Consider the following 19,039-nt stretch of genomic DNA (forward strand, 5'->3'; position numbering starts at 1 on the left):
TTTTAGAAAATATAAAGAAGAGACTAAAAAATATCCAAATGTTATTTTTGGAGGGCGCTTAGGTAACTATCAATACTACGACATGGATCAGGTCTTTGGAGTGGCTTTAAAGGCGGTTGAGAAAGAAGTTGCATCTTTTAGATGATCTACTAATAAGTATTCAAAGTTAGAGTATTTGTTAAATCAATTGTCCAGACTTCATTATGAGGTTTCAGATTAAATTATTGTTTAAGTAAGTCCCATTAATTATAGAAATTTATATGTTTTCCTTAGAATTGAAAGGGAATTTTAAGTTAAATAGTGTATTGGGCCATAGTGCTCATTGGTCCCTCTTAGTTCTCTCAGTTCTCTTACTTTAACCATCAGTATAAAAATTCCAAGGGTTCTTACTGAATTAATTGAACTGGTTGTTATTGTCGCCTCGCTCATACCTGGTTTGATATATAATCAAAGCGATTATAGAAAAATAAAAAGTGAGAGATAAAAATGTAATAAACCAATTCTATTAAGTATTTATTAGAAGAAATCGATTGTTGGTGGGGGAAGACATTAATACTTTTCTAAATTCACCTTAATGAGATGAAGAATCTAGAAATTTAGTTGAGATTTACCAAGAAGAAATAGGAAAACTAAAGAGAAAGAATTGGACAGTGTTACCTTGCTCCAACAGTTAAGTGTCACTGAAAAAAATATAAACTGAGCATACAGAGTATTCATACTGTATGTTGTCTTATTAAGACTATAAAAAGACCATGATTTATTGTTATGAAATAATATATGGTTTGCGAAGTAATGATTTATATATTGTTTCTATAAGGTATAATCATATAAATTACAGTAGTTGTATGTCCTCTCGACTTAAAATATGAAGAGTGGCAACCTTCTATAATTAAAAGAAAAGTTTTTTGAATGAACAGTTATATGTAGAAAAGTTGACTGTTAAATTGTTTTCTAAAAAATTTAGTTGAAAACGTTAGTCACAATTTTGATATTAATAAAATAAATCTTTACGATATTTTTTATCAGACTTATTTAAAAATGCACAGATTTACCAGAAAATCCTATCAATAATAGGAAGTTTAACTTATAAATATGAAAAAATAGTAAAAAAGGATTAAATGAGGTCCCTTTTTTGTGTGAGATAATCTAAGCATAAACAAAATTAAACTTATTTGACCTTCGGTCAGCCCCATCTACAATTTATATTGTTGGTTATTTTTTATTAATTCATATTATTTTCTCTATAATAATATTTTTCATTTATTATTACTGATATTTGATAAAACTATTTTTATAGAGTTTTTCTATCGATATCGATTTCTAATTAAATAAATTCCAATTTATACTTTTTAGTTAAAGCAATTGAGAACGCGTGTTCTTAAGAGAGTATCGTGTGATACAGGTTTCCTATGAAACTATAGAAGATGAAGTTACGCCATTTTTTAACTCCAGCAACCAGTAACCGAAATTAAGGTATTAATTTTTAGATAAGTAGGGGGCTTTCAAGTCAGGAAGGACAAAGGTATTAGTTGATGTCTGAGACTACTTACGATTCAAAGTTTGGCTTAAGAGTGTCTAATGTAGAAATGCTTAAATCAATTAATGATTAAGATAGCGTCATGCCCAGTGTGGGAGTGATGTGTCATCCTTAGAAGTGGCTTGCAAGTGGCGCTTGCGTATTAACAACTTGAATCTAGAATGTTGAGTTGAAGGATTTCTTCAACGAATGTGCAAAGCGAAAGCTTCCAGTAGTACAAGAGGCGACAAAAGTGAAAGATTCTAGTGTGATCTGAACTTTGTATGCGTCCAACTTCATAACCCTTTAAGAACAGTTGTTGGTAATTTCCCAACTACACTCATCGTTATTGAATTTGAAACACCAGGGGCTGCGCAAAATTATTGTCAAAGACTTAATGCGCGTGACTTCAAATATTGTGTCACTAATTCTTTAGGAATGAGGCTCTAATTTCACACTAGACGTGTGACTCATTTACTCATTATGGCTGAATTAAGTCAGAATCAACAACATCCAATCGCAGATAGCGAAGTTTTACTACCTGTGGGTAGTAGATTTTTACTATCGCAATTTTAACCTAGGAGGGCAATATTATGAATAACACACACCAAATCGGACATTTGTCAAAAGACCTTGAACTTAAAAAGAAGCCTTCTAATAAAAGCTATGTTCATTTTTCGATTGTGGTAAACCGTAAGTCTAAAAATGCAAATGGCAATTGTGAAGCTGACTTTATTCCATGTATTCTTTGGGGAGAAAAAGCAGAAACACTTGTGAAATATGCTTCAAAAGTAAATAGAATTGGAATTGATGGTGAATTACGAACTAATCCTATAAAGACTCTTCAGGAGTCAAACGGTTTAGTATGGAAGTTCTCGTCAATAATTTTGAGTTTTTAGAATCAAAAGGGTCTCAAGTAGGAAATGGAACTTCAAATGGTCCAGCCTCTACTCAAGAATCAAATCAAACAACTGCTGAAGAGTTATATGGTGGAACTCCAATGGAGATCAACCCAGGTGACTTACCGTTCTAAATCTGAAAGATGAGTAACATAAAAATATGATACATTTACGACCACACAATGGGCAAGTTTTTCACCCATGGGTGGGGAGGCTTGCTTTTTATTTTTAGAAAGCAGGAAAAACATAATGGAACATCCAATTTTTACAACAATCGAACTTAAAGGAACGCTCTATCTCTACTCAGTTGATGGAGAAGCGCAAAGAAAAGGGTTCACCATATGAAAATAAAGTAAAAAATTAGTAAAACTAGATCTAATTGACGATGATTTTGCAAGTGATTTGATCACATTGTATGAATTCAGAAATAGAGTCCATTTAAAAGCCGAGATGAAGAAATGATTTGACTACAATTTAAAGATGGACAAACTGGCATATATAAGGGGTGAGGGACTAAGTACTAATTTAAGTAAAAAAACTTTCCTAATTGTATTGAAAATAATCTTGATAGTGAAGTAGTAGAAGTAGGAAGATATTTTCGCTTGTTTCGTAAAACTCCAATTTTTCAGATATCTTATGAATTTTTGAGTTTAAAACGATTTATCTTTAAAAATAAAAACACGTCCAGAAAGGATCGTGTTTTATTTTATATAAAAAGTAATCAGTACCTTTAGCCACAAATAAATATAGCTTGATATAAAGAGACCTATCCATTATTAGTTTAGTTACTATTACTTTTAATTTCGTTTAATTTATCAATAATATCAATCGCTAATTCAACAAAATTTTTGCGTTCTTTTTCACTTGCTGTATAAGGAGTGTTGTAGAATACAATTTTTTGTGATTTATCTTCTTCAAAATTTATTTCAATCCATAAAGAAAGAAAAGATAAATAATTCAAATAATTTTTCTTTGACTTAAGTCGTTCTTTAATCTCAACAGTATCACTAGGAGAACCAGAAGCATAAAGGGTAAAGTCTTTTAAACTGTTATAATTATATTTTGTTTTTTTTGAAATCGTGGGAAGTGAGAATTCTTTTTTACTATCATCAAAAGTAAAATATTGGTTAATTTTTTTTGTCATATATTTTATACCGAATAAACAAAGTTTTTAGATACAACATAAAAAGCTGCACCAGCAGGATTTCTTGTAACTACATATACATATCTTTTGAACCAGTTATCATATGCCAAATATCCATTAGCGTAATCTTTAATATAAGTGAATTGCTTTGAACCTCCCCCTTGAAATTCCACATTTGAACGAAGTGAAATTGTTGGAGTTGAATTTGGGGTTGTAGATTTAACTGAATCAGCAGAAGCTGCAGTTGAGCAACCTACTGCAATAAATGCTTAAGCAAGTGCAAGTGTAATAAACTTAGTTTTGAATTTTTCATAAAGAACCTCCATTAGTTTGTGAGATTATTATATAAATTTCTGACTGTTTCGTCAATAACAAATGTTAACGATTTTTATAAAGAGACAACCTTGGTATGCAGTACGTATTTTCATTAGTTTCGAAAAAATACTAATTTTTTGATTGCGTTGTAGTAATTGTTGCTGGAGGAGCTTATGAAGTTTCAAGTTAATTAACTAGATTTTGTCCTTGCTTATCTTTTGAATAAATTAGGACTACTCATATTATGAGTAGTTTTTTAATATAATAAAAATACTGTATATATTAGATATACAGCACCTTGCCTAACAAAAATATTTGATTACGTTTTTAACTACGTTTAAGATGAAAAGTATTGTCGCTTATTGACGTTAGCTAATTTAAAAAGTGATAAATTTCAAGTTTATTGATACGTATTGAACCCTATTGACAAGATGTGCTATAATAGATAAATATACTACTTCAAGGAGAAGATTATGACAACTATTGATTTTAAAGCCGAAGTTGAAAAGCGTAAAGACGCTTTGATGGAAGATTTATTTAGCCTTTTGCGCATTGATTCTGCAATGGATATGGAACATGCAGATGCTGAAAATCCATTTGGTCCTGGTCCAAGAAAAGCATTGGATGCATTCTTGAAGATTGCTGAACGTGATGGTTATACAACTAAAAATTATGATAATTATGTTGGACATTTTGAATACGAAAATGGTGCAAGTGATGATGCAGAAGTTCTTGGAATTATCGGTCACTTAGACGTTGTTCCTGCAGGTTCTGGTTGGGATTCAAATCCATTTGAACCAGAAATTCGTAATGGTAATCTTTATGCTCGTGGAGCATCTGATGATAAAGGCCCAACTGTTGCATGTTACTATGCCCTTAAAATCTTGAAAGAACTCAATCTTCCATTAAGCAAAAAAATCCGTTTTATCGTTGGAACAAACGAAGAAACTGGTTGGGCAGATATGGATTACTATTTTGAACATTGTGAATTGCCATTGCCAGACTTTGGTTTCTCACCTGATGCTGAATTCCCAATTATCAATGGTGAAAAAGGAAATATTACAGAATATCTCCATTTTGCAGGCAAAAATGATGGAGAAGTTGTTCTTCACAGCTTTAAAGCTGGTCTTGCCGAAAATATGGTTCCAGAATCTGCAACTGCAGTAATTTCAGGTGCTAAAGATTTACAAGCTGCACTTGAAAAATTCGTAGCTGAACATGCAAGCAAAAATCTTCGTTTTGACCTTGAAGAAAGTGCTGGAAAAGCGACAATTACACTTTATGGTAAATCAGCACACGGTGCGATGCCAGAAAAAGGTGTAAATGGAGCAACTTACCTTACTTTATTCTTGAACCAATTTAATTTTGCTGATGGTGCTGCTGCCTTCGTTAAAGTTGGAGCTGAAAAACTTCTTGAAGACCATGAAGGTGAAAAATTGGGAACAGCTTATGTTGATGAATTAATGGGTAATACTTCAATGAACGCTGGTGTTTGGTCATTTGATGAGAATTCTGAAGGTAAAATCGCGCTTAACTTCCGTTTCCCACAAGGAAATAGTCCAGAACGTATGCAAGAAATTCTTGCTAAACTTGATGGTGTTGTTGAAGTTGAACTTTCAAAACATCTTCATGTTCCACATTATGTTCCAATGTCAGACCCACTTGTATCAACATTGATTGATGTTTATGAAAAACACACAGGCCTCAAAGGTTATGAAACAATCATTGGTGGTGGAACTTTTGGTCGTCTTTTAGAACGTGGTGTTGCTTATGGTGCGATGTTTGAAGGGGAACCTGATTCAATGCACCAAGCTAATGAAATGAAACCTGTTGAAAATATTTATAAAGCGGCAGTAATTTATGCTGAAGCAATTTATGAACTTACAAAGTAATTTATAAAATTAAAGAGTTTAGTGACTAAACTTTTAAGGGTTTAAAAATCTGGCATAATTTGCCAGATTTTAACCTTTTATTCCATAAATAGAGGTGGAAAAATGGTTTTTGGAACAGGTGTTGATAATGTAGAGCTTTCTCGAATTCAAAAAGCACTGACACGTTCTGAACGTTTTGTGGAACAGGTTCTTACGGCAGTGGAGTTAGAAAAATATAATAGTTTTCAATCTACAGCTCGTAAAACTGAATTTCTTGCGGGACGTTGGGCAGCAAAAGAAGCTTTTTCTAAAGCTTACGGTACGGGATTTGGTAAGGCTTTGGGCATGCATGACCTTGAAATCAAAAATGATGAATTAGGAAAACCCTATTTTACTAAACATCCTTTTGATGGACAGGTTCATTTATCTATCTCGCATAGTAATTTAGAAGCTGTTGCTTTTGTTGTTTTGGAAAAGAATTAAGAAGTAATAAAAATTTTTGCTTAAACTAGAGGAAGGTTTAAAAGATGAAAACTTCTCCACATCGCAATACGTCAGCCATTGTTGACTTAAAGGCGATTAGAAATAATATTGAAAAATTTAAAAAACATATTCACCCTAATGCGGAAATTTGGCCAGCAGTGAAAGCAGATGCTTATGGTCATGGCTCGGTTGAGGTTTCTAAAGCGGTGAGCGATTTGGTAGGCGGTTTTTGTGTATCAAACCTTGATGAAGCAATTGAATTACGGAATCATTTGGTAACTAAACCGATTTTAGTTTTATCAGGAATTGTTCCAGAAGATGTTGATATTGCAGCTGCTCTTAATATCAGTCTTACTGCCCCAAGTTTAGAATGGTTAAAATTGGTTGTTCAAGAAGAAGCAGAACTTTCAGATTTAAAAATTCATATTGGTGTAGATTCTGGTATGGGTCGGATTGGGATTCGGGATGTTGAAGAAGCAAATCAGATGATTGAACTTGCAGATAAATATGCGATTAATTTTGAAGGGATTTTCACTCACTTTGCGACCGCCGATATGGCTGATGATACAAAATTTAAAGATCAACAGGCAAGATTTAACAAAATTATGGCCGGCTTATCACGTAAACCAAAATTTGTTCACTCAACTAATACGGCCGCCGCTTTATGGCATAAAGAACAGGTTCAAGCTATTGAACGCTTAGGTATTTCAATGTACGGCTTGAATCCAAGTGGTAAAACTTTGGAACTTCCTTTTGAAATCGAACCTGCTCTCTCTTTAGTTTCTGAATTGACTCATATTAAAAAAATAGCCGCAGGCGAAACAGTTGGTTACGGTGCAACTTATGAAACAAGTGAAGAAACATGGATTGGAACTGTTCCAATTGGTTATGCTGATGGTTGGACTCGTCAAATGCAAGGCTTCAAAGTGTTGGTAAATGGAGAATTTTGTGAGATTGTTGGTCGAGTTTGTATGGATCAAATGATGATAAAACTTGATAAATCTTATCCTATAGGAACAAAAGTTACCCTGATTGGTCGTGATAAGACTAATGAAATCACGACGACAGATGTTGCTGATTGGCGTGGAACGATAAATTATGAAGTGCTTTGTTTACTTTCTGATAGAATCAAACGAATTTATAAATAAAATGAAAAAAACTGTATTTTTGCAGTTTTTTTCATTTAGGTTAAAAATGAATTAATTCCTAATTTTTTTCTCATGATACCCTTTACAAATTGTCTTTTTATGGTAAAATATAATTAAGATATAAATGAGAAAGCCATAAGAAAAAAATGAGGTGAACACTATGATAAAAATATACACAGTAGCATCTTGTAGCTCTTGTAAAAAAGCAAAAGAATGGTTGGAGAAACAAAATCTTGCTTACCAAGAAATAAATCTGGTTACGAGTCGAATTTGTAAGGAAGATATATTAGAGATTTTAGCATTGACTGAGGAAGGAACTGGAGATATCATTTCTAGAAGAAGTCAAGCTTATCAACGATTAAATATTGATTTTGAAACGATTAAATTAAATGATTTGATTCAAATAATTGAAGAAAGCCCAACGCTCTTACGTCGACCTTTAATTGTCGATCATAAGCGACTACAAGTTGGTTACAATGATGATGAGATTAGAAAATTTTTACCAAGAAAAAAGAGAGAGATTCAAATTAAAGTCGCAACAGAAGCTTCTTATAATTTGGATATTGAAGAACAATTTCATGAAGGATAATTCAGTAGTTAGGCTACTGAATTTTTTCTATATAAAGCAAAATAGTTTATTATTTTAGAGAAAAAAAGTAGAATTAAGCTAAAGTGTTGTATCATGAGTACATTTTAAAGATCTATTAATAATTAGGAGGCTAAAGAATGTTTGATTATATTATTATTGGTGCCGGACCCGGTGGGCTAGGATTAGCTTATCGTTTAAAGACTAAAGATAACAAAATCGGAATTATTGAGAATGATAAATGGGGAGGAACTTGTCCAAACTATGGTTGTGACCCAACAAAAATGATGATGGCAGTTGTCGAAGCCAAAAGTCGTGTCGAACAGTTAAAAGGGCAGGGTATTTCTGGTGAATTAAACATTGACTGGAAAGGGCTGAAAAGTCGTAAACTAAATATTACTGACCCTTATGAAAAATCAACTTTTACTGGTTTGAAAAATGCTGGAATAGAAACAATATATGGCAGTGCCGCTTTTAATGACCAAGGAGAGCTTGAAGTTGAAGGGAAAACTTATCAAGCTAAAACTTACATTATCGCAATAGGAAGCCGTCCACGTCTTTTAGATATTGCTGGAAAAGAATTTTTAAAAACAAGTAATGATTTTTTAGCGCTTGAAGAATTTCCTGCTCAAATCAGCTTTTTAGGGAGTGGGCCAATTTCATTAGAACTGGCTCAAATTGCTAAAGCGGCTGGAAGCGATGTTACTATTATTTCACGTAAAAAAGCGAAAGCTGCTCATTTTGATGAAGAAATGGGGCAAGAATTTATTAATTACCTTAAAGCTCAAGGTATTAAATTTATCGAGGATATTTCTGTAGATAAAGTCGAAAAAGTTGCTGACGGATTTTTACTGACTGACGGGACTGATTTTGAACTTAAAACAGATTTAGTGATTGCGGGAGTAGGCCGTCAGCCAAACAGTGATAAGCTAAATTTAGAAAAAGTAGGTGTCGAAACGGATGCTAAAGGCATCAAGGTAAACGAATATTTACAAACAAGCAATTCTAAAATTTATGCGATGGGAGATGTACTTTCTAAAAATCAACCTCATTTGACGCCTGTTTCTTCTTTTGAAGGAGCTTATTTAGGTGAAAATTTAGTTAAGGATGAACCGCAAAAAATTGCTTATCCAGCAATTCCTACAATCATTTTTGGAACGGCAAAACTGGCTGAGGTTGGCCATTTGGCAGGTGAGGGGATTCATACCAAGACTTTAGATTTAAGTTCTTGGTATACTTATAAAAGAATTAATGACCCCTTGGCAAAATTAAAAGTTGCACTCAATGAAAAGCGAGAAATCGTGGGGGCATCAACGGTAAGTTCAGTGGCTGATGAAGTGATTAATTTAATTAATATTTTAATTCAACAAAAAATGATTTTGGCGGATGTTGAAAAAATGATTTTCACTTATCCAACAGTGGCTAGTGACTTAGAATATTTTTACTGACAGAAAATAAATTACTACCGACATTATAATAGTAGAAACAATAAGTTACGGCAGAATAAATTTTTTACTGACAGACTTTATTTTCAAGCTGTCAGTAAATTTTACTGATAGAAATGAGGACATTCATGATTGAATTCCAGAATGTGTCCAAGGCTTTTGCTAACAAAAAAATTCTTGATCATGCTAATTTTACAATTAAAGACCAAGAGTTTTTTGTGTTAGTGGGGCCGAGTGGAAGTGGGAAAACGACTACTTTAAAAATGATTAATCAATTAGTCACTCACAGTGAGGGAAAAATATTAATCAATAAGGAAGAAATATCAACGGCAAATTTACGAAAATTGCGCTTATCTGTGGGCTATGTGCTGCAGCAAATTGCTCTCTTTCCTAATTTGACTGTTTCAGAAAATATTGCTTTAATTCCTGAAATGAAGGGGTGGGATAAAGCAAAAATTGCTGACAGAACCAATGAGCTACTTGATTTAGTTGGTTTGAATCCTAAAGATTACGCTCAACGCCAACCTAGTGAATTATCAGGTGGTGAGCAACAGAGGGTAGGAATTTTACGAGCCATTGCCGCAAATCCCAAAATTGTCTTAATGGATGAACCTTTTTCAGCACTTGACCCAATTTCACGACGTCAGTTACAAATATTTATCAAAGACTTACAGAAAAAAATGAATTTAACAGTGGTCTTTGTGACACATGACTTAGATGAAGCGCTCTATTTAGCTGACAGAGTCGCTGTAATGAATGATGGATTAATCCAACAAATTGCTGAACCAGCAGATATCTATCAACATCCGGCAAATGATTTCGTTAAAACATTTTTTAAAGAATACCGTCAGAATTTATCAACGGTTTCTGTTGAAAATTTATTACTGACAGAGCTGTCAGTAAATCCAGAAGCGCAAGAAGTTGCTGACAATACGGCTATTTCGGAAATAATTAATCGTCTTTCTGATAAGGAAGTTTTAAAATACAAGGGCAAGTCAATTTCCTCAGATGATATTATATGCTATATCGCAGGAGGTGACAAATGAATCAGCTAATTTCAACTTTTCAAAGCCAGCAAGGCCAATTTTGGCAGGCGCTTTTAGAACATATCCAGATTTCATTAATTTCAATTTTTATTGCAATTCTGATTTCGATTCCTTTAGCTTTATTGTTACGACGTCTTCCCAAAATTGCTGAACCAGTTTTGCAAGTCACTGGAATTTTTCAAACTATACCTAGTTTGGCACTGCTAGGACTCTTGATTCCATTCATCGGAATCGGAAGTTTACCAGCAATTGTCGCTCTTGTTGTTTATGCGATTTTCCCTATTGTTCAAAATACTTATACTGGTTTAGAGCAAATTGAACCTTCTTTAATCGAAGCTGCAACAGCATTTGGGATGAATCGAAGAGAACGATTGATGAAATTTGAGCTCTCATTAGCGATGCCCTTTATCATGGCAGGAATTCGGACGAGTACAGTTATGGTCATTGGTACCGCAACACTAGCTGCTTTGATTGGTGCTGGAGGCTTAGGGAACTTTATTCTGCTCGGAATCAATATGAATGATGTTTCATTGATTTTAATTGGAGCAATTTCATCAGCACTTTTAGCGATTATTTTCAGTAGTCTTTTAAAATTTTTAGAAAAAGCCAAGATAAAAACAATTCTCATCAGTTTTTTCATTGGCTTACTCGTTCTTGGAGGCTCTTATTATCGACCTCAAACTTCTAATCATCCACAAATTACAATTGCTGGTAAATTGGGAGCAGAACCTGATGTTTTGATTAACATGTATAAACTAATGATTGAAAAAGATAGTAATATTCGCGTGAACTTAAAATCTAATTTTGGTGATACCACTTTCTTATATAATGCTTTGAAAGCTGGAAAAATTGATTTATATCCTGAATTCACAGGAACCATTACTTCAACATTTTTGAAAGATCCAGTGAGTTCAACTGATCCTAATGTCGTTTGGCAAAAGGCAGAAGAAGGAATAAAAAAACTTAATCAATTTACATATCTGTCCCCAATGAAATTTCAAGATACATATGCAATTGCCGTCAAATCTGATTTTGCTAAAGAGCATCAGCTCACCAAAATTTCTGATTTAGCGAATGTTTCAGGTTTAACTGCAGGCTTTGACGTTGAGTTTGCTAATCGTTCAGATGGAAATATTGGTTTGAGAAAGCTTTATGGTCTTGATTTAAATGTCAAAACCATGCAAAATAGTTTAATTTATAAAGCACTAAATTCTGGTGCTGTGAATGTCGCTGAGGTTTATTCTACTGATAGTCAAATCAAGCAATATAATCTGACTGTCCTGAAAGATGATAAAAATCTTTTCCCACCTTACCAAGCAGCACCATTGATGAAAGAAAGTTTATTAAAAAAATATCCTGAACTCAAAAAGATTCTCAATAAACTGTCAGGAAAAATTACTGACCAAGAGATGATTGAGATGAATTATGATGTTAATGTCAAACAAGAAGATGCTGCAAAAGTAGCAGAAAGATATTTGAAAGCTAAAGGATTGATTTAAAAGAAAAAGTCATTTTATAATGGCTTTTTTGCTTTAGATGATAAGAAAATCTAAAAGCGCGTGTAAAAGTGCAAGAATATGATGTTTTGGTGCTTTAGTGAAAGAGTAGCCTACCACTTTTGGTGGGCTTTTTTGTATTCTAAAAGTCTTGTTTTTAAATTAAGTTAAAACGATTACTTTATTTTTACCAAAGTTTCTAATTAAGCGTATAATATTAAATAATCAGAAAACAAAAAATATTCACTGAAAGGAGGTTTTGCATTGGAAAATCAGAAAAAGTACTTTCAGATGAAGTCACCAAGTAAATTTTGGTTACTTAGCACTGGAATTCTTTTAAGTTTGTTAGTTCCTGGTCTGCCTTTAGCAGTAAAGGCTGATGAAAATTTGGCTGTTAGCCCACCAAACCAAACTGAAGCTGTCACCAATCCAACTGTAAATTCTTCTCTTGCCGTGTCTGATTCGACAACCGAAGGAAATACAGGAAGTTCACAGGCAGAAACGCGAACTAAAGCGGCAAGCTCAATCACTTCACAGGTAAGCACCGCTCCAAATGCCAGTTCAGTTTCATCATCTTCAACCAGTTCGGATCAGACTTCAAGTGTAGAAGCAAGCTCTAATTCTTCAGAGGTTTCAACTTCATTGAGTTCAAAGGCCTCAACTTCAAAAGCCCCAAGTGTTCCCCTTGATTCATCAAAAGCAAACGTCACAATTGCTTCAAGCCTGTCGGCGAGCGGAACAATCATAAATCCTGTTCTCACAAATGGTTCAATTGCCAGTCAAGCCAATGGTCAAGACCCTGCAATAAGCACTATTGAAGCGACCGGTTCAGTCGCCAATGACATCACAGGGCCAGCCACGCTAGATGATATCAATATTACAATCAAGGCTAACAACCTTGTGCCAAATAACTTTTTAACGCCTGATGGTCTTCATTGGTCGGCAAATACGCAGGTTATTCCAATCACAGGTCAGGTAACAGGTCAAATCAGTACTGAAAACTTTGGACAAACGGATGGCCCGACCATACCTGCGACCACTTATACTATGAATGCAGGAGATTCTGGCCGAATTACTAATGTTGGAAGGACCCTAGCCGGAACCAATCTAGATTTGATCTACAAAGTCATTTCAACAGATGAATCAAGCTGGCAAGCCCCCGCAGAAAGTACGTCTGACTGTCCGATTGGATTGGCTTTTACAGGCGAACAAAATATTGTCAACTCCGACGGAAACTCGATTGTCGCCCTCTACTACGGGGCAAATAATGTCAACCTCAATTATCAAATCGTCGTACATAATACGAATTTTCAAATCCCTGTTCTTGCCTCATTTATCACAACGGATATTGATATGGCACAAGGAGTCAAGACCAATCTTGCTAACCTTTTAACGGTCATTCCGAAGACCACTAATCTTGCGACAGATTCAAGTGGTGTTATTTATGATACGACAAGCCCTGATACGGATTTGAATGGTCAAGCTAGTCTACCTTATGGCGGTTACTTGGGCGTTGGTTTTCTCTCTAACTTTGACTATGATTTTTATAGTCCAGCACCAGTACGTAGTGGAGATTCTTATCAATATTCGCAAGGGGTTCGCTATGACCTCTTTGGTTCAGCGCTTCAAGCGCATTTAACCACACAAGTTCGTGATAGTGTTTATCTTAACTACTATGATGCGGACGAAAACAATCAGCTTATCGTTCCCCAACATCAATTTATCTGGTTTCCAAATGTTTCTTGGAATGTTCCAGCCAGTAAATTCCCACATTATGCTTATGGACAAGAAAGTCAGCACAGAAATGGGAACACAATAATAGTTGGTGATTATTATCACATCCAAAGTACCGTCACTTATGATTACTATGGTACGGACGGTATTTATCTAGGACAACAATCAACTACTGGACTTTATGGACATTCTTATTCGGTCAATGTCCCTTATCAATTTGGCAATTACTATATCGAAGGAAGCACGACGCGGTCTGGACTTTATCCGAAACATGATGAAACGCTAAACGTTTACTACAAATATGTTCCACCGATTGTTTATTACAACACGAGCAATCCTTATGCGACGACTTATTATGCCAATGGTTATGAATATGTGCCGAATTACATTGCGCCTGTGGTTTATTATGCGTCGACTTATGGCTATTACGGTGGAGGAACTTCTTATTCTCGTGGTTATGGTTATTCATCAGGAGGAGGATATAGTAATTCTAGTGGAGCTTACTATCCAAATTACGTGCCACAATCTGCTTATTATACGAAAGAAGCTCAACTTGTAGCAGAAGATAGGGAATATGATGGAGCTAGTACATACTCACTACCAAAAACTGGGAATGAGAGTGCAGCTTGGGCACCAGCACTAGGTTTTGGACTATTTACAGCCGAAGATGCGGGAGAAAGTATAGAAGTGCCACCAGTAGCGATTGGACTTGGAGTCGTTGCTCTGGTATCTTTGGTAGTTGCAGGAGGAATTTGGTTATTTAGTAGACAGGGACCAATTAATAAACCAAACAGAAAAAAACAAAATAGAGAGGTTAACAATAAAAATCGTCAGAATGGTAAGTTTAAAAGTAATTCTAATAAAGATCCAAATCGTGCAACAAAAAAACATACGCCTGGAAGGGGACATAGAGGAAATAAATAATTATGAACTATGAAATTAAACTAAATATTCTTCCGTCCGTTAATAGATTAGTTGCGAAGGAGATTATAAAATATATTGATTGGCTAAAAGAAAGAAATTCATTTCCAGAGCAATTGACAATTATTATTACTGGGGCTTCTTATCTTGTTAGTGATAAAACTGGAAATCATGTGACTTCTACATTCGGAAAGCCATGGGGAGAGCAAAAAGATTATTATATGAAAATAGCGGTAGGAGATTTTTTTGAGATGCATCGCTGGGGGAGAAGAAATGCTGTTTATAGTATTTTAAATGATATATCGTATGGTCTTATGCAATACTATGATTTACTTAGTACAGAAAAAGCTGATTTTAATGAAGATGAAATAGATAAAAAGGCTACCCAACTAACAATCGACTATTCTATTGAACGAGGCGTTTTGCTAGGGGATATGTACAGAAAAATACATCATTGGGGAATGTCGGCAGTTAGAAAATATAGAAATAGTAAATCAAATAGAATAAAGAAGTGAGAAATAGGTAATGTTTCAAGAAATTTATACAAAAGATAATGAAGAGAATTTTTATGTTGGTAAAAAGCTTGGAAGGAAAGAAAAATTTTATCTTTATGAATTGATAGATGATAAAGGACGTTTTCTTTCTATATCTTTAATACATAAAAATATTATTAATAAAACAATAGATTCAAGCGAGTATCTGGATTTAATGAGTTATTTTGTGAAAACAAATGGCAAATTTTTTGATGTTTTCAATCTTTCAAGAGATTTTGAACCAAAAAAATTCAAATTTTCTCACCTGCTTAATAAAAATATCCTTTATGCACGTGGGAAAAAAGACTTGATAGAAATATCAAAAGTTGTAAAAGTTAAAGAAGAGAGTCTATTTTTAGGAAAAATAGACTCCCCATTATATGACTCTATTGGTGAAGAACTTTCTGAGGTTTTGTTTAGTGATTTTGAGAAAGTTGATATAGTCTCAGTTGAAGAATATTTAATGAGGCAGTATTTGAAAAAAATGTAAATATTCAGGGGGAAAATAAAAGATGTTTAAACCAAAACTATGGATTAAACCAACAAATACAAAGTGGCTTGTTAAAGAAATATCTCAATATTTGGATTGGATAATAAAAAAAGGAATTTTTGATGGAGAAATAAATATCTTTCTTACAAATGCTAAATTTGTTTACGATTCTAGTGCTAGAAAAAGAGAAGGAAACTTTTTCGGACCTTTTGATAAATCAATTATTCCGTCACTTTATTTTCCGCTTGGAGATATTTTTAGGACAATATCTCGTAGAGGAAAAGAAAATGCGGTCTGTGATTGGCTACAATATTTAACGCTCTTTCTCTATGATTATGTAGATTGGCAAGAAGATAGGGAGTTCAATAGTGAATTAAACAATGACTTAGCAGATAAAATGATTTATGAATATATAGATTTTAAAAAAATTAGCTTTGAATCAGAGGATAGAAGAAAAAGAGAAAAAAGAAAGCGGGCAAAAAATAAGGGTAAGAAGAAAGAAAAAAAGAATAGACACATGAAAAGAATTTGAAAGGAGTTTCTAAAAAAATAAATGAAGGATAGAAAAAATGAGAAAATTACGTACAATGATAGCCTAGAAAATTTAGACGATATATTTTTAATCAAAGATAAGAATAAACCTAAAACAAATAAAGAAAGAAGCAGTGAAGAAAAAGCAAGGGAAACTAAGCAAATTGTGGATAATCTTAAAAAGATGCAAGGTCCTGGAAAGAGATTGAACGAAGAACAGAAGAATGAAGTTCACTATGAAAGAAATGGACTCGTTAGATTTGAGAGTCTTACTAAACAAAAGCCAAGAAAAATTAAAAGAGGAAAAAGCTATCAAGTATTTATGGAAAATATAGATATTTATCTTGATTCTAATGAGGTTAGATTAGAAATAAAAAAACTGCTTCAAGATACTAAAGATTATTTACTTCAAGGAATCTTTGATGTTTTTGATGCTAATCGTTATCTTAGAGGTAATATTTATTTTTTAGTTCATAAAGGGAGTCAATTAAATGATTATGAACGAAAGATTCTAAAATCATTTAAAAATAAACCATATTTAAAAAATATCATTACAATCATTAGTATTTGTGTGATATCATACTTAATCTTTAAGTATATTTAAGTGATAAAAGTTTCATAATTAGTATGATAAAAAATAGAAGAGCATGTGCTCTTCTATTTTTTATCATACCTCAATCCCATCGCGTTGATTGAGACAATCACGGTTGAGATTGACATCAGGACTGCTGCAATGAGAGGGTCAATATAAATCCCTGTAAATGGATAAAGAATACCCGCTGCAACAGGAATAGCAATAATGTTATAGCCTGCTCCAAACCAGAGGTTTTGTTTCATTTTTCTAAGCATGCGTTTGGAGATATTAATCATATCCAAGACGTCACTTGGATTGGAGTTAACTAGGACGACATCAGCGGTACTGATAGCAACCGAAGTTCCTGCTCCAATCGCAAAACCAATCGTAGCAGTTGCAAGAGCTGGGGAATCATTGACACCATCACCAATGAAAAGCACGCCGGCTTTCTTTTGGTACTCTTTCACAATTTCTGCTTTATCTTCAGGTTTTAATTCCGCTCTAAATTCGGGAATATTTAGTGCACTAGCAATTTTTTGAGCAGTTTCTTTATTATCACCCGTGAGCATAACAGGGGTAATTCCTTGGGCTAATAAACCATTAATAAAGGCTTTCGCGTCTGCTTTAGGAGAATCTCCTAAGGCAATAAATCCTAAAACATCTTGTTGTTCATTGATTAGGAAAGATACAGTTAAACCTAAATCTAAATATTGAGCAATCTTTTGTTCATCATAAGAAAGTTGATTTTCACGAAGATATTTATAGTTAACAATTTGATAAAAGTTTTGATTAACTTGCCCTTTAATCCCAACTCCTGGAATATTTTCAACCGCTTCAACTTTTAGATTTTCAAGAGGTGTAGCAGCTGAAACGATTGATTGAGCAATCGGGTGGGTGGAACTTCCTTCAAGTGCTGCCACGATTTGGAGAATGTCTGTTTCATCAGTAAAATCAATAACATTACGAACAATAAACTTACCGTCAGTTAATGTTCCCGTTTTATCCATTAAGGCATATTTAATTGTATTTATTTTTTCTAGAGAAGTTCTGTTTTGAATTAATAAACCATTTTTAGCAGAAATACTGGTTAGGCGAGAAATAACAAGTGGAACCGCAAGACCTAAAGCGTGTGGACATGCAATTACAAAAACAGAAACCGCAAGAAGTAGAGCAAAACTAAAGTTAGAACTAATTGTCCAAAAAACTAATGAGAAGATACCAACAATAAGTGCGGCATAGAAAAGGTAACCAGCCACTCTATCTGCCATATTTTCCAAATTAGATTTTTGAGCTTGGGCTTTCTTGACTAATTCGGCCACTTGATTGAGAAATGAATCTTTTCCAAGGGTTGTGACTTTCATCTCAAATGGTTGGTTTTGATTGAGGGAACCACCATAAACAAGGTCATTTGTTTTTTTATTGACTGCTCGGCTTTCACCAGTAATCATTGACTCATCAACGAGCGCTTCACTTAATATAAGGCCATCTGCAGGAATTTTTTCATTTTCTTTCACTAAAAGCAAATCACCAACTTTTAGTTCTGAAAGCTCCACATCCTTCCCACTTTTTAAGTGAGCTTTTTTGGGAACAAGGCTTGCTAAATCTTTCAACGCATCGCCAGCACCCATGATTGCTTTCATCTCAATCAGATGACCAATCAGCATAATGACAATTAATGTTGCCAGTTCAAACCAGAAGTTCATGCCCATATGTCCGTTAAGACTCATGATTGTGGCATAAACAGAATAAGCATAGGCAACGGTAATTCCCATTGTAATCAGCATCATCATGGCTGGCTTACGGCTTTTTAATTCACCTTTTGCTCCGCTAAAAAAAGGAGTCCCAGAGTAAAAGAAGATAATTGTACCAAGGATGAGTTGCAAAATTTCACTTCCGGGGAATTTAAGGATAGTAAAGCCCGCGATTGGTGAAATGAGTAGAAGCGGAATCATAAGAATGATAGCCACTTTGAGCTTTTTACTCATATCACCCATATGCATCATGTGTCCTCCATGATTCATCATATCCATATTGTCCATATCATGCATATTATCCATATTGTGCATGTTGTGCATCTCATGGTTTTCGTGCTCCATATCCATCATTTCATGATTATGATGATGCTCAGACATCATTTCATCGTGATTAGACGAATGAGTTTTATTTGACATATTTTCCTCCTAAATGAATGCTTTGAAATTTCTATCTATATATAGTTTACAATTGTAAACTATCAAAGTCAAGGAAAAAAGTTGTATTCTATAAATATTACAAATAAATAACCATAAGGTTTCTTTTGTGACCTAA

Annotated in this window: 16 protein-coding genes and 1 pseudogene; 15 read left to right on the forward strand and 2 right to left on the reverse strand. The window is 34.0% G+C overall.

Annotated elements, in window-relative coordinates; translation table 11 throughout:
• From IAE52_RS00005 to IAE52_RS00015, 3 genes and pseudogenes are all read left to right on the forward strand, one after another.
• Positions 1-145: pseudogene (locus tag IAE52_RS00005) on the forward strand (UDP-galactopyranose mutase); the annotation flags it as partial.
• A 1,964-nt stretch (positions 146-2,109) separates the two neighbouring features.
• Positions 2,110-2,415: a single-stranded DNA-binding protein gene (locus IAE52_RS00010; protein WP_052062168.1), complete on the forward strand. Its 306-nt coding sequence runs from the start codon at positions 2,110-2,112 to the stop codon at positions 2,413-2,415.
• The gene (locus IAE52_RS00015) at positions 2,382-2,549 is read left to right on the forward strand and encodes a hypothetical protein (protein WP_155273359.1); all 168 of its coding nucleotides are present in this window, start codon (positions 2,382-2,384) and stop codon (positions 2,547-2,549) included. The genes IAE52_RS00010 and IAE52_RS00015 overlap by 34 nt, the downstream gene beginning before the upstream one ends.
• Before the next feature lie 647 nt (positions 2,550-3,196).
• Here IAE52_RS00015 and IAE52_RS00020 read toward each other — a convergent pair.
• Entirely contained in the window at positions 3,197-3,559 is a 363-nt protein-coding gene (locus IAE52_RS00020) for a hypothetical protein (RefSeq protein WP_033900923.1), read from the reverse strand.
• Between the two features lie 788 nt (positions 3,560-4,347).
• Here IAE52_RS00020 and pepV point away from each other — a divergent pair.
• The 12 genes from pepV to IAE52_RS00080 all read left to right on the forward strand — a co-directional run bounded on the left by pepV (position 4,348) and on the right by IAE52_RS00080 (position 16,762).
• Entirely contained in the window at positions 4,348-5,766 is a 1,419-nt protein-coding gene (gene pepV / locus IAE52_RS00025; RefSeq protein ID WP_109990756.1) for a dipeptidase PepV, read from the forward strand.
• 102 nt (positions 5,767-5,868) lie between these two features.
• A complete protein-coding gene (gene acpS / locus IAE52_RS00030) occupies positions 5,869-6,228 on the forward strand; it encodes a holo-ACP synthase (RefSeq protein WP_021468491.1) in 360 nt (119 codons plus the stop codon).
• 44 nt (positions 6,229-6,272) lie between these two features.
• Positions 6,273-7,376 (forward strand): alanine racemase, encoded by a 1,104-nt coding sequence (alr, locus tag IAE52_RS00035; protein WP_058206786.1) that lies wholly within the window; start codon positions 6,273-6,275, stop codon positions 7,374-7,376.
• Positions 7,377-7,536: 160 nt separating this feature from the next.
• The gene (locus IAE52_RS00040; RefSeq protein WP_033900920.1) at positions 7,537-7,965 is read left to right on the forward strand and encodes a Spx/MgsR family RNA polymerase-binding regulatory protein; all 429 of its coding nucleotides are present in this window, start codon (positions 7,537-7,539) and stop codon (positions 7,963-7,965) included.
• Positions 7,966-8,102: 137 nt separating this feature from the next.
• The gene (locus tag IAE52_RS00045) at positions 8,103-9,410 is read left to right on the forward strand and encodes an NAD(P)/FAD-dependent oxidoreductase (protein WP_109990757.1); all 1,308 of its coding nucleotides are present in this window, start codon (positions 8,103-8,105) and stop codon (positions 9,408-9,410) included.
• 125 nt (positions 9,411-9,535) lie between these two features.
• On the forward strand, positions 9,536-10,453 hold the full coding sequence (locus IAE52_RS00050; protein WP_109990758.1) for an ABC transporter ATP-binding protein: 918 nt from the start codon (positions 9,536-9,538) through the stop codon (positions 10,451-10,453).
• A complete protein-coding gene (locus tag IAE52_RS00055) occupies positions 10,450-11,952 on the forward strand; it encodes an ABC transporter permease/substrate-binding protein (protein ID WP_023189035.1) in 1,503 nt (500 codons plus the stop codon). Before IAE52_RS00050 ends, IAE52_RS00055 begins: the two co-directional genes overlap by 4 nt.
• Before the next feature lie 261 nt (positions 11,953-12,213).
• The gene (locus IAE52_RS00060; protein ID WP_200136622.1) at positions 12,214-14,607 is read left to right on the forward strand and encodes a cell wall anchor protein; all 2,394 of its coding nucleotides are present in this window, start codon (positions 12,214-12,216) and stop codon (positions 14,605-14,607) included.
• Positions 14,608-14,609: 2 nt separating this feature from the next.
• Complete coding sequence (locus IAE52_RS00065) at positions 14,610-15,119, forward strand: hypothetical protein (protein WP_058206782.1); 510 nt, start codon at positions 14,610-14,612, stop codon at positions 15,117-15,119.
• 10 nt (positions 15,120-15,129) lie between these two features.
• Positions 15,130-15,627, forward strand: coding sequence for a hypothetical protein (locus IAE52_RS00070; protein ID WP_058206781.1), 498 nt, complete (start codon positions 15,130-15,132; stop codon positions 15,625-15,627).
• A gap of 22 nt (positions 15,628-15,649) precedes the next feature.
• Positions 15,650-16,159 (forward strand): hypothetical protein, encoded by a 510-nt coding sequence (locus IAE52_RS00075; protein ID WP_058206780.1) that lies wholly within the window; start codon positions 15,650-15,652, stop codon positions 16,157-16,159.
• Positions 16,160-16,180: 21 nt separating this feature from the next.
• Positions 16,181-16,762, forward strand: coding sequence for a DNA repair protein (locus tag IAE52_RS00080; RefSeq protein ID WP_109990760.1), 582 nt, complete (start codon positions 16,181-16,183; stop codon positions 16,760-16,762).
• 53 nt (positions 16,763-16,815) lie between these two features.
• Here IAE52_RS00080 and IAE52_RS00085 read toward each other — a convergent pair whose 3' ends face one another.
• Positions 16,816-18,903, reverse strand: a complete 2,088-nt coding sequence (locus tag IAE52_RS00085) for a heavy metal translocating P-type ATPase (protein WP_109990761.1) — start codon at positions 18,901-18,903, stop codon at positions 16,816-16,818.
• Positions 18,904-19,039: the final 136 nt, after the last annotated feature.

The sequence above is a fragment of the Lactococcus sp. S47 genome, from assembly GCF_016517475.1.
Taxonomy (GTDB): domain Bacteria; phylum Bacillota; class Bacilli; order Lactobacillales; family Streptococcaceae; genus Lactococcus; species Lactococcus lactis.